The organism is Chryseobacterium sp. AG844, from assembly GCF_003182335.1.
GTDB lineage: Bacteria > Bacteroidota > Bacteroidia > Flavobacteriales > Weeksellaceae > Chryseobacterium > Chryseobacterium cupriresistens.
Window position 1 is genome coordinate 46,625 of sequence record NZ_QGTV01000011.1, and the last position, 13,082, is coordinate 59,706.

Sequence of the window (13,082 nt, forward strand, 5' to 3'; positions counted from 1 at the left end):
AGTTAAAAAAATCAAATGAAGAACATTGCAGCGCTTGCGCTTATATCATCAATAGCTCTTGTATCTTGTAAAAAAGAAACAGCAAAAATAACGAAAGTAGATCCTAAAACCGGAAAAACAGTAACGGTAGAAGTTCCTGCTGATTCTGTAGCGAAAGTTTCAGAAAACCCGGCTATCAAAGATTCTGCGGGAGTTATTACACAGACTTTCAAGCTGGAAAAAGGTAAAACATATCCTCTTACCACTTATCAGAGAGATGTGAAGACTATGACTGACCCTCAGGGGAAATCCATCACCGCTACCAGCGAATCTACAGATGAAATGAATTTTGTAGTGGATGACATCAAAGGAAACGTATATGAAATGACCCTTAACCTTGTAGCAAAGAGAAGTTCTCAGTCGGCACAGGGAAAAACGGTAGTAGTAGACACCAAACTTCCTCTTCCTAAAGAAGATGATCTTAAAATGATCTGGAACGTCAACAAAGCGCTTACCGGAAACAAACTTCAGATGAAGATGGATACAAAAGGGAATGTGATTTCTATTACAGGATTTGATGCTGTTTACACAAAAGTAGGTAACGCAGTTGGTACACTTATCAAAGATGCCAATGAAAAAGCAAGCGTAGTAGCAAGCCTTAAGCAGTCATTCAACGAAAAAGTACTGAAAGACCAGTTCCATAAAAACCTGATGATTATTCCTAAAAAAGGAGTTAAAATCGGAGAAAAATGGTCAACTTCTGAAAATGCTGACGCCAGCGGAGCCGTTAAAGTAACCTCCAATTATGTAATGAAAAGCTTAGGAAACGGAGCTGCAGAAATTGCAGTAACCGGAGGTATTCCCAAGAAAACAGAAAAGAAAACTCAGGGACCTATCACCCACAGCCTGAGCAGTGAGCTTGTTCAGAACGGAACCATTAAGTTTGACGAAAGCACAGGATGGATAACCAACCAGAATATCAACGTAAAAACCACTCAGATAGAAACCATTTCCGATGGAAAACAGTCTCAGTCTATGAAAAGTATTTCCAATTCTTCGGTAATGGTCAACCCATCTGCTAAATAACTTGAATAAACATTCAGGGTTTAAAGTTCACATGTTAAACCCTGAACTTTAAACAAAAAAATTATGAAGTACATTCTTGAGTTAGTACTCACTGCCATTATTATTTTCTTTGTCTGGAATATTCTGAAAAGAATTTTCTTTAAGACATTCTATAGTTACCGTTTTAATAACAATAATCAAAACAACGGGCAGCAGGACATCAACAACTCGAATAAGAATAACAAAAAGAACCTTAAGTGGGATGCAGAAACGGTAGACTACGAAGAGGTGAAAGAGAGTAATGACAAAAGGTAAAAATTCCAAGAAATAAAAGATAATAACCAGCATGGCAAAAAATAAAAACTTAATTTATATTGCAATTTCATTAGTAGTATTTATAGTTTTAGCATTTTTATATTCCACTCCTGTATTTTCAGGAAAACAGCTTTTCCAGCATGATATCGTACAGTACAGAGGAGGAGCAAAAGAACTGCTCGACTATAGAGCCAATACCGGAAATGAAACCTATTGGAGTGACTCCATGTTTGGGGGAATGCCGACTTATCAGATGGGAAGCCAGTTTAAAGGTGATATCATCAAAAAAATCGACAGCAATCTGAATTTCCTGCCAAGGCCGGTTAATTATCTCTTCCTGCTGTTTGCAGGTTTTTTCCTTTTGGGAATGGTAGTGGTCAGAAACTGGAAATATGCTCTTTTGGGAGCTACTTTCTTCGGACTTTCGACTTATTTTTATATCATTATTGCAGCCGGACATAATGGTAAAGTAAATACCATTGAATATTTCGCACCGCTGTTAGCCGGAATTTTACTGGTGTATATCAGGAAACAATACATCTGGGGATTCATCGTCACTACCCTTTTTATGGGGCTTCAGATCGCTGCCAATCACCCGCAGATGACCTATTATCTGTTTCTTGCTTTAGGATTCTTATTCCTTTCTGAACTGATCAGAGCCATCCAGAAAAAAACACCGATGAAGCACTTCCTTATTTCATCAGGAATTATCGCAGCGTCATGTGTTATCGGGGTTGGAATGAATTCACAAAGAATCATGGCCAATTCAGAATATGTAAAAGAAACGGTTCGTGGAAAGCAGATTTTAAATTCCGACAGCCATACTTCAGGAAAATCCGGAATGGACAAAGAGAGTATGCTGATGTGGAGCTACGGGCAACTGGAAACGTTAAACCTTTTCATTCCAAGATTAATGGGAGGCGGAAGCCAGGAACCCGAGGGAAAAGAAATCATGAACAGAGTTCAGGAGCTGGTTCAGGAAAATGTGGGTTCACAGGCTGAAATGGACAGAATTTCCAAAGGTTTCAGCGGGGTTACTTACTGGGGAGACCAGCCGGGAACTTCAGGACCTGCCTATCAGGGAGCAATTGTTTGTTTTCTTGCTTTATTGGGATTCTTTTTTGCCTCGAAAAAATACCGTTACTGGATTTTAGGAGCTTCCATCCTGACCATTTTACTGGCCTGGGGAAGTAACTTTATGCCATTATCGGATTTCTTTATCGATTATGTACCGTTCTATAATAAATTCAGAGCTCCTTCTTCAATCTTAGTGGTAGTAGAGTTATTATTCCCATTAATTGCCATTTTGGGATTATACAGATTCTTTACAGATGAAAAGTTGACTGAAGAATATAAGCAGAAAATTCTGATGTATGTAGGAGGTGGAACGTTAGGATTTTTATTGATTCTTTTAATCTTTGGAAAATCATTGTTAGGTTTTGCTACAGAAAACGAGAAAACCTACTTCCCTCCTTTCCTGCTTGATTATCTTGTAGATGAAAGATATAAATTATTCAGAATAGATGCCATAAAAGCATTCATTTATGTAGCGATTACTGCGGCAGCTCTATTCTTAACTTTAAAGAAAAAGCTTAATCAGAATATTGCTTTGGTAGTGATTGGGCTTGTAAGTTTATTTGATCTTTGGTCGGTAAACAAACGTTACTTAAACGATGAAAACTATGTAGATAAAATCTTTGCTGAAAATCCTTTCCAGACAGAAAGTTCAGATCTGCTGGCTGAAAAAGTACAGGGAAATCCAAATCTTGAATCTATTTTATCCAATGTCAACATCAACAAAACATTGGAGACTATTGCTGAGAAAGACAAAACACACTACAGAATTTACAACCAGACATTAGGAGTTACCAGCGAAACCAATACCTCCTATTTTAAGGCTTCCATCGGTGGTTATCACGCTGTAAAATTAAGAAGATATGACGATGTACTGAATGAATACATCAATAGTATTGATAGTGTAAAAACACCTAATGTATTAAACCTGTTGAATGCCAAATACATGGTTTTCGGAGGTCCTGAGCAGCCACAGGTTGTTCCTAATCCTAAAGCTAATGGCAATGCATGGTTTGTAAGTGATTTAAAATTTGTGGATACTCCTAATCAGGAAATAAAAGCGATCGGGACTATTGACAACAAGAAAACAGCTGTCATTGCTTCATCTGACAAATCATATTTTGATAACAAACCTGTTCAGGCAGATTCTACCGCATTCATCAATCTTACGAAATACCAGCCTAACGAACTTGAATTTAAATCTCAGTCGAAAACACCTCAATTGGCCGTATTCTCTGAAGTTTATTATCCTCATGGATGGAAAGTGTTAGTAGACGAGAAAGAAGTTCCTTATATCAAAGCAGATTATTTGCTTCGTGCCGTACATGTTCCGGCAGGAAACCACCATATCAGAATGGTTTTTGAACCTGAAGTGATTGAAAAAGGAAAATGGCTTTCTCTTCTTTCATTCGGATTATTTATCCTGTTGGCTGCATTTGGGCTTTTCTGGATGAATAAGAACAAGAAAAAAGAGATTGTAGCTGAACAGAATGCTTAAAATAATTATTGCAGTATGTCATTCTGAATGAAGCATAGCGTAATGAAGAATCTCAAATGAAACGTTAGCCACTCATAATTACTATGTTTACATACTGACTAATAAAATAAAAACAGTATTATACACAGGGGTTACCAACGATTTAAAGAACAGATTATATTGGCATAAAAACCCTGAAGCTATTGAAAAAAGCTTCACTTCAAGATATAAATGCTTTTATTTAATATATTTTGAACATTTTGGTGACATTGAGACAGCAATAAATAGAGAGAAACAAATAAAAGGCTGGACCAGACAAAAGAAAGAAAACTTAATTAATGGATTCAATCCAGATTGGAAATTTCTCAATGAAGAGATAGCGTGAGATTCTTCACTGCGCTTCGCTTCGTTCAGAATGACAGAAAGTATTTAAGCTAAGCAAATGGAACAGAAAAAAATACTGATTATCACCTATTACTGGCCTCCTGCGGGAGGTCCTGGTGTTCAAAGATGGCTGAAGTTTGCAAAATATCTACCTGATTTTGGTTGGAAACCTATCATCTATACTCCGGAAAATCCAAGCTATCCATTGCTGGACGAAACATTGATGAAAGATATTCCGGAAAATATCGAGATGGTAAGAACCAAAATCTGGGAACCTTATCAGCTGGCTGAAAAACTGAATAAGAGCAATAAAAAATTCAAAGCCGGACAATTTGATGTAGGCAAAAACCAAAGTTGGAAATCTAAACTTTCAATTTGGGTAAGAGGTAATTTTTTCATTCCTGATGCCAGAGTTTTTTGGGTAAAACCATCCGTTACATTTCTGGAAAAATACCTGAAAGAAAATAAAATAGACACCATCGTTACTTCCGGTCCGCCACACTCTCTGCATCTGATTGGTTTAGGGCTTAAAAATAAAATGCCGGACCTGAAATGGGTTGCTGATTTCCGTGATCCATGGACAGAGATTTCCTACTACAAACATCTGAAATTAACTAAAAGTTCAGATAAAAAACACCGGCAGCTGGAAAGTGCTGTATTTAAGAATGCAGACATCACTTTGGCTACAAGTTATACTGATGCGGAAAACTTTAGGAAAGCAGGAGCCAATGCCGTTTGTATTACCAATGGATTTGATGAAAGTGATTCCGGTAAAAAAGCAGAAGGGCAAAATAGCGAAAAGCCCAATTTGCAAATTGGACAAGCATTTACTCTAAGTTATATCGGGGTTCTTGAACAGCTCAGAAATCCCGAAAATCTTTGGAAAGCTCTTGATGAACTTATCAAAGAAAACGCTGAATTTGCCGCTGATTTTAAATTAAAATTTGTAGGAAGAATAGATGATAAAATCCTACAATCCATCGAAAATTCAAGTCTCAAAAATCATATTCTGAACCTTGGATATCTTGCTCATGGAAAAGCCGTAGAAGAGATGCAGAATTCCAATCTGCTTCTGATCACCAATTTCCCAAATGAATCTTCAAAAGGAATTATCCCCGGAAAAATATTTGAATACCTGGCTTCGGGAAAACAGATTCTCTCATTCGGTCCTGACAAAGCGGATGTGGCAAAAATTCTGGAAGAGACGCAGGCAGGAAAACATTTCAGTTATCAGGATACAGAAGCAGTCAAGAGCTTTATTCTTGAAAAATTCAATCTTTGGAAAAACGGAAGTCTTCTTGAAAACACCCAGCATATTGAGCAGTTCTCAAGAAAAAATCTTACTCAACAGCTGACTGAAGTTTTGAAATAAAAAAAGAAAGGAAGTTAGAGGCTGGAAGCTGGAAGTTTATTCCAGTCGACAACTTCTAACTTCTAACTTCTAACTTCTATATCGTCCACTGGTCATTCACAACGGCAATCAGATAGTATTTACCCTCAAATTCTTCGAATACGAAACGAACCGTTTTCCAATCCATATTACCGGATTTTTCGGTTCCTTTGACATAATTTTCCGTGAAATCAGCTTTAGGATAAATCTCTTTTAAATTATTCAGAGAGTTTCCTCCGCCGATAAATTTATTCACTGAATATTGTGAAGCTGTAAAGTCTTTAGAAAAAACCCATTTGCCAAGATAATCGTTGATGGTTGCTTTATAAGGATCTCCTGAACCATCCTGTGTCCCCCATGTAAACAAGGTTTTAGTAGGCTGGTATTTTTCAAAATCTGCTTTAGAAAAATGTTTATCTTCTTTCAGATTAACAAAAGCATACATTGAAAAACGGATCCCTTTTTGCGGGTGAATGAAGGAGGCAAAAGTTGCATAATCTTTATCTTTCAGTGCTTTCAAAACCTCATCATTAGCCAACTTTAAAGCGGCTTCTTTATCCGCATGGGTCTGAACCGTACCTGCAGTGTCTGTTTTATTTTGTGCAATAGAATCTATTTCGTTAGGAACAGGTTTCCCGGCCTCTTTCTTACAGGCTGTAATAAGGCTCAAAATGAATACCGCGATCAGTAATTTTTTCATATTTTACATTTTGCAATAGATAAAAACACCAAAACTGATGCCAAGCGATACATAATCTAAAGAGATAAAGACGATGAAGGTTAAGAGGTTTCGGCTTCTCATTTTAAAAATTACATCGTACATTTGTTAGATGGAAATATTGGACATTCTGATTATCGGGGCCGGACCTATTGGTCTGAACTGCGCCCTTGAAGCTCAAAAAAACAATCTTAGTCATGTAATCATAGAAAAAGGAACCATTGTCAATTCACTGTACAATTATCCTTTGTACATGCGTTTTTTCTCCACTGCTGAAAAGCTGGAAATTGATGAGATTCCCTTTATTTCTACTGCTCCAAAACCTGGAAGGCAGGAAGCTCTGGAATACTATCAGGGAATTGCCAGACAAAAAAGCCTGAATATTAACCTGTATGAAAAAGTTCTGAGCGTTTCAAAGAAGGATGAGATATTTGAGATCAAAACCACCAAAGCAAATTATCAGGCTAAAAATGTAGTCATTGCTACGGGGTTTTATGATATTCCTAACCTGATGAATATTCCGGGTGAAGACCTTCCGAAGGTTAAACATTATTATACGGAACCTTACCCCTATGCAAGGCAGAAAATTGTGGTGGTAGGCTCCAGTAATTCTGCTGTAGATGCAGCCCTGGAAACGTACAGAAAAGGAGCTGATGTAACGATGATTGTCCGTCATGCTGAGATTTCCAAAAGTGTAAAATATTGGGTAAAACCAGACATTGAAAACAGAATTGCAGAGGGCAGCATTAAAGCTCATTTTAATGCAGAAATGATCGAAATTAAAGAAAATTCTGTTGTTTTTAAAGATATGAAAGGAGCTATTCATGAAATTGACAATGATTTTGTACTGGCCATGACAGGCTATCTTCCTGATTTTGATTTTCTGAAAAATTCAGGAATAGAACTCAACGGAGACTGCCTGAATCCATTTTACCATCCTGAAACTATGGAAACTAATATTTCTAATCTCTATCTTGCAGGAGTAGTTTGCGGGGGAAAAGATACTCACCTTTGGTTCATTGAAAATTCAAGAATTCATGCCAATATGATTATTAATTCGATTCTTTCCAGATATTCATCGTAAATGATTACAGATATTAAAAAAAGTTTCGGGCAATTTCTACGAAATTGCCCGAAACTTTTTGCTTTTAATCAAAAGCGCTATATCATCTCTTTTTCTACCTTATTTTTATCCTTAAGCATCCATGGAACGATAAAATAAAAACCAATAGCGATAACTGCCGCCAGAACTCCTGTTCCGATCCATAATGTATTGAAACCTAATTTTTCTGCTATCAGTGTTCCTATATAAGGTGTTACAATAAACGCAATGGAAAATGACATTCCGTTCAGTCCCATGTAAGCGCCTTTATTGTTCTCTCCCGAACGTAATGCCGTAATCGTTGACATAAAAGGAAGTGTCCATATTTCTCCCACGCAAAGCAATGTCATAGACAGCACAAGGGTAATCAGACTGTAATCGAAAGCGAGCATGGCATAGGAAATACCACACAGGAAAGTCCCGATCAGCATAGTAAAAGCTAAAGTAAAATACTTCTCAGCAATCTGTACCAGTCCCATTTCGAGCAGTACAATCAGAAAACCGCTGTATCCCAGAATATATCCGATATTCTGCTGGCTCAGATGAGCTGTATCCTTATAAAATATCGTCAGGGTACTGAACAGCTGGAAGAAACATATGGAAAACAGCATACAGAATACACAATAAATAAGGAATTTACTGTCGCGGTAGGGTGAACTTTCTTTTTTAATAATAATAGCTTCTTTTACCTTTTTTGCTTTCAGTTTAGCTAATCGTGCCCGGTTTTTAAAGAACCAGATATACATCAATCCCGCCAGCAAAGCAGCCAGTGCATTACTGAAAAACAGAAATTCATAAGAAATAGCCGACAAAATACCACCCAGTGCAGGACCAATGGAAAACCCAAGATTGACGGCCATACGATTGAGCGAGAAAGCACGGGTAATATTTTCAGGTTTTGCATATTTAGTAATCGCCACCGAGTTTGCGGGACGGAACGTTTCACTTACAATACTTTGGGCTAAAATAATTCCTGCCAATCCGGCTTCTGTTGTAAAAAGCGGAATCAAGCAGAATAAAGGAACGCTGAGCAGCAAACTCAGACTCTGCACCCTGTACTCTCCTATTTTATCCGTAATCATACCTCCAAGCCATGATCCGATAACCGAACCTATTCCAAAAAAGCTCAGTACAATTCCGGAATTTTCAATACTGAAATGCAAATGATTCGTCATATAAACTCCCAGAAACGGAAGTACCATAGAGCCGGCCCTGTTGATGAGCATTACCAACGCCAGCATCCAACTCTCCTGCGAGAGTCCTTTGAAAGAACTCGTATATACGTTAATTAATCTCACAATAATATTTTGGGGAAATTTGACAGTGCAAAATTAGATAAAAATAACCCAAAAGTCTTTGTTTAAACCCTATTTTTATCAATAACCTTCAACAGACAATCAACTTTATCTTAAAAAACAGTTTTATCTGCTATATAAAAACAATAAACTTTTATAAAAATCGTAAATTGCAGTAACAACAGATGCTTTTATACTAAATTCACTTAGAAACATAATAAAATTTTAACCAATACTGAAGAATGATAACCTACGAAAATTTACATGATACGCTATCTTTTTACAGTATTGACTGCTGCCAATCCTATTACATTTCTTCCGGAAAACCCATTTTTGAATTTCCAAAAGCTCCTTTCAGAATGGATTATTATGCACTATGTATATGTACTGCCGGAGAAATCAATATTGAAATAGACCGTCAGAAATATAAAGTAGATGCTGACAGCTTTCTTATTGCAGCCCCCTCTACCATTGTGAAATTTGGAAAAACCAGTGATGATTTTACGATGAAACTGCTGTTCTTCGACAAGAACTTTCTGATTAAAAATATTTCCAATCCTTTTATCATTGAGAAAATGAATCTTTTCTCCAAAGGCTCATACAGCATCGTAAAAACTACGGCAACCAATTCTTCACTTCTGCAAAATCTTCTGGATTACCTCGATAAAAAATCGAAAAAGCAGGGAAAATTTACAGAGGAGATTATCCGTACCATTATTTTCAATCTGCTGCTGGAGACTGCTGAGATTATGGAACAGGAAAATGCTGCAAATCCGGAAAAGGAAGAAGGAAAAAAAGACCTTTATCTCAAATTCAGTAAACTGATCCGTGAAAATATCACCAGGGAAAGAACGGTTCAGTTTTATGCGGATCAACTTCATATTTCCAATAAATACCTCATCGAAATCATTAAGAAATCAAGCGGAAAAACACCTCATGAAGTGATTGATGAAGCATTACTGAAGGAAGCGTATGTCATGCTTGGAAATCCTGAGGTCACCATATCGGAGATCGCCTTTGAGCTTCAGTTTAACTCAGCATCAGCTTTCGGCCGTTTTTTCAAAAAACATACGGCACTTTCCCCTTCGGAGTACAGAACTAAAGAAAATATTCAGTCATGAGAATTTGGGGATAATAATTCTGAACTTGAGGATATATATCGCTTTCTGAATAGAGGTACCTTTATACTGTTAATTAAAAACAATAAAAGATGAGTACGATCAATTCAAAATTCGATAAAGTTTTAAATGCCTCTGAGCAGTTTGGAAATGTAAACCACGAACCGGATTCAAGCAAAGAAGTTCAGATTAACACTCCTGAAAAGACGATGCCTTTTTCCGACCAGATCGGAAATTATCAACGTAATAAAGGTATTCCTCAGCAATCATACGAAAACAGTAAAATCTATATTGTCGGAAGCGGAATTGCCGGAATGTCGGCTGCGTATTATTTTATCCGTGACGGCCGTGTTCCCGGTAAAAATATTATTTTTCTTGATCAACTGAATGTGGAAGGCGGATCTTTGGATGGAGCCGGTAATGCAAAAGATGGTTACATCATCCGTGGAGGAAGAGAAATGGATATGACCTATGAAAATTTATGGGATATGTTCCAGGATATTCCTGCTTTGGAGCTGCCTGCACCTTACAGTGTATTGGATGAATACCGTCTTATCAATGACAACGACCCGAATTATTCCAAAGCAAGACTCATTCATAACCAGGGACAGATCAAGGATTTCAGCAAATTCGGACTTGAGAAAAAAGATCAGCTGGCGATTGTAAAACTATTGCTAAAGAAAAAAGAAGAGCTGGATGATCTTACGATTGAAGATTATTTTTCTGAATCTTTCCTGAACAGTAATTTCTGGTTCTTCTGGCGTTCTATGTTTGCCTTCGAAAACTGGCACAGCTTACTGGAACTGAAACTGTATATGCACAGGTTCCTTCATGCCATTGACGGAATGAAAGACTTCTCATGTCTGGTATTCCCCAAATATAACCAGTATGATACGTATGTAACTCCATTAAAAAACTTCCTGGTGGAAAAAGGAGTGCAGATCCAGTTTAATACTTTGGTAAAAGATCTTGATATTCATATTAATACGGAAGGAAAAACTGTAGAAGGAATTATCACTGAACAAAATGGCGAAGAAGTAAGAATACCGGTTGGTAAAAACGACTACGTAATTGTGACTACCGGATCTATGACTGAAAGTACATTCTACGGAGACAATAATACCGTTCCTGAAGTCACCATAGACAACAGCAGTGCAGGACAAAGTGCCGGATGGAAACTGTGGAAAAATCTTGCCGCAAAATCTGAAGTATTCGGGAAACCTGAAAAATTCTGTAGCCACATTGAAAAATCTTCATGGGAGTCTGCTACCTTAACCTGCCGTCCTTCTGCTTTCACAGAGAAACTGAAAGAACTGTGTGTAAATGATCCTTATTCAGGAAGAACAGCCACAGGAGGTATTATCACCATTACAGATTCTAATTGGGTAATGAGTTTTACCTGCAACAGGCAACCGCACTTCCCTACTCAGCCGGATGACATCCTTGTGGTTTGGGTTTATGCTTTACTGATGGATAAAGAAGGTAATTATATCAAAAAAGCAATGCCTCAGTGTACCGGGAACGAGATTCTGTCCGAGCTTTGCTACCACCTTGGAATAGCAGATCAGCTGGATAATGTCACTGAAAATACCATTGTACGTACTGCATTCATGCCATATATCACGTCTATGTTTATGCCGAGAGCGATGGGAGACCGTCCGAGAGTGGTTCCTGAAGGATGTACCAACTTAGGTCTTGTAGGACAGTTTGTAGAAACCAATAATGATGTTGTCTTCACCATGGAAAGCTCTGTAAGAACTGCGAGAATAGCTGTTTACAATCTTCTTAACCTTAATAAACAGGTTCCGGACATCAATCCGTTACAGTATGACATCCGACATTTATTAAAAGCGACTCAGGCTCTGAATGATTATAAACCTTTCTTAGGAGAAGGAATTTTAAGAAAAATATTAAAAGGAACTTATTTTGAACATATTCTGGTAAACCGTCCTGATGAAAAAGAAGAACATGAATCTTTCTTAACCAGATTTCAGGAATGGGTAAAAGGAGTAAAAGACTAAAAATAAATCTCATGGATTTTAAAAATATAACGATAGCGGGAAGCGGCGTATTGGGATATCAGATCGCTTTCCAGACGGCCTATCACGGTTTCAAAGTTACCGTATATGATATCAATGATGAAGTATTGGAAAAAGCCAAAGGTAAATTCACCGCTTTAAGTGAAGCTTACAAAAAAGATCTCAGCGCAACGCAGGAACAACTTGATGCTACATTCAAAAATATCAGCTATTCATCTGATCTTGCTGAAGCAGTAAAGGATGCCGATCTTCTGATAGAAGCTGTTCCAGAAGATCCAGCCATCAAAACGGAATTCTATCATAAACTGGCTCAAGTAGCACCTGAAAAAACAGTATTTGCAACGAATTCTTCTACTCTTCTTCCAAGTCAGTTTGCTGAGGCTACAGGAAGACCGGAGAAATTTGTAGCCCTCCATTTTGCCAATGAAATCTGGAAGCACAATACCGGAGAGGTAATGCGGCATCCGGGAACTTCTCAGGAGGTATTTGATTCTTTGATCAGATTTGCGAAAGCAATTGGAATGGTAGCACTGCCTATCCAAAAGGAACAGCCCGGGTATATTGTCAATTCATTATTGGTTCCGCTGCTTGGTTCCGCAGTCAATCTCTGGGTAGATGAAGTCTCAGATATAGAAACGATTGATAAGACATGGATGGTCGCTACCGGAGCACCAGCAGGGCCATTTGGTATTCTGGATATTGTAGGAATTACAACCGCTTATAATATCAATAAGATGGAAGCTGAAGAAACTCAGGATCCACTAAAGATAAAAGCTGTAGAAAAATTAAAAAAAGAATATATTGATAAAGGAAAACTGGGAGTATTGACCGGCGAAGGATTTTATAAATATCCAAATCCCGCCTATCAGGACAAGGATTTTCTGAAGTAGAATCTTAAATTTCAGATTTTTAGCTATTAAAATCAATTATTCTTAAATTCTGATTTATAATTTTGTCTGTTGGAATTCGCAAAGGCGCAAGTTTATTTTTTAAACCGTTTTTAAGACGCAAAGATTTTATCTACGATAAAATTGATATTTGTTGCTCACTGGACCTTAGAACATTTATCAATTAATTAGTATAACACTTGCCGGAAATCTTCGATTTCCTCGCGTCTTAAAAATAT

The 13,082-nt window shown here is 37.4% G+C and carries 11 protein-coding genes; 9 read left to right on the top strand and 2 right to left on the bottom strand.

Annotated elements, in window-relative coordinates:
• The first annotated feature begins 15 nt into the window (after positions 1 to 15).
• From DEU40_RS12520 to DEU40_RS12540, 5 genes are all read left to right on the top strand, one after another.
• Positions 16 to 1,065: a DUF6263 family protein gene (locus DEU40_RS12520; protein ID WP_110010141.1), complete on the top strand. Its 1,050-nt coding sequence runs from the start codon at positions 16 to 18 to the stop codon at positions 1,063 to 1,065.
• A 63-nt stretch (positions 1,066 to 1,128) separates the two neighbouring features.
• Positions 1,129 to 1,359, top strand: coding sequence for a hypothetical protein (locus DEU40_RS12525; protein WP_110010142.1), 231 nt, complete (start codon positions 1,129 to 1,131; stop codon positions 1,357 to 1,359).
• 31 nt (positions 1,360 to 1,390) lie between these two features.
• Positions 1,391 to 3,931: a YfhO family protein gene (locus DEU40_RS12530; protein WP_110010143.1), complete on the top strand. Its 2,541-nt coding sequence runs from the start codon at positions 1,391 to 1,393 to the stop codon at positions 3,929 to 3,931.
• A gap of 49 nt (positions 3,932 to 3,980) precedes the next feature.
• Positions 3,981 to 4,295: a GIY-YIG nuclease family protein gene (locus tag DEU40_RS12535; protein WP_110010203.1), complete on the top strand. Its 315-nt coding sequence runs from the start codon at positions 3,981 to 3,983 to the stop codon at positions 4,293 to 4,295.
• Positions 4,296 to 4,352: 57 nt separating this feature from the next.
• Entirely contained in the window at positions 4,353 to 5,666 is a 1,314-nt protein-coding gene (locus tag DEU40_RS12540; protein WP_110010144.1) for a glycosyl transferase family 1, read from the top strand.
• A 76-nt stretch (positions 5,667 to 5,742) separates the two neighbouring features.
• On the opposite strand, the gene DEU40_RS12545 is transcribed toward DEU40_RS12540, so the two are convergent.
• Complete coding sequence (locus DEU40_RS12545; protein ID WP_110010145.1) at positions 5,743 to 6,384, bottom strand: hypothetical protein; 642 nt, start codon at positions 6,382 to 6,384, stop codon at positions 5,743 to 5,745.
• Positions 6,385 to 6,514: 130 nt separating this feature from the next.
• On the opposite strand from DEU40_RS12545, the gene DEU40_RS12550 reads away from it, so the two are divergent.
• Positions 6,515 to 7,486: a YpdA family putative bacillithiol disulfide reductase gene (locus tag DEU40_RS12550; protein ID WP_110010146.1), complete on the top strand. Its 972-nt coding sequence runs from the start codon at positions 6,515 to 6,517 to the stop codon at positions 7,484 to 7,486.
• A 77-nt stretch (positions 7,487 to 7,563) separates the two neighbouring features.
• On the opposite strand, the gene DEU40_RS12555 is transcribed toward DEU40_RS12550, so the two are convergent.
• Entirely contained in the window at positions 7,564 to 8,745 is a 1,182-nt protein-coding gene (locus DEU40_RS12555; RefSeq protein WP_110010204.1) for an MFS transporter, read from the bottom strand.
• Between the two features lie 296 nt (positions 8,746 to 9,041).
• On the opposite strand from DEU40_RS12555, the gene DEU40_RS12560 reads away from it, so the two are divergent.
• From DEU40_RS12560 to DEU40_RS12570, 3 genes are all read left to right on the top strand, one after another.
• Positions 9,042 to 9,920: an AraC family transcriptional regulator gene (locus DEU40_RS12560; RefSeq protein WP_110010147.1), complete on the top strand. Its 879-nt coding sequence runs from the start codon at positions 9,042 to 9,044 to the stop codon at positions 9,918 to 9,920.
• Positions 9,921 to 10,009: 89 nt separating this feature from the next.
• Positions 10,010 to 11,938, top strand: coding sequence for an oleate hydratase (locus DEU40_RS12565; RefSeq protein ID WP_110010148.1), 1,929 nt, complete (start codon positions 10,010 to 10,012; stop codon positions 11,936 to 11,938).
• Between the two features lie 11 nt (positions 11,939 to 11,949).
• Positions 11,950 to 12,846: a 3-hydroxyacyl-CoA dehydrogenase gene (locus DEU40_RS12570; protein WP_110010205.1), complete on the top strand. Its 897-nt coding sequence runs from the start codon at positions 11,950 to 11,952 to the stop codon at positions 12,844 to 12,846.
• The last annotated feature ends 236 nt before the right edge of the window (positions 12,847 to 13,082 follow it).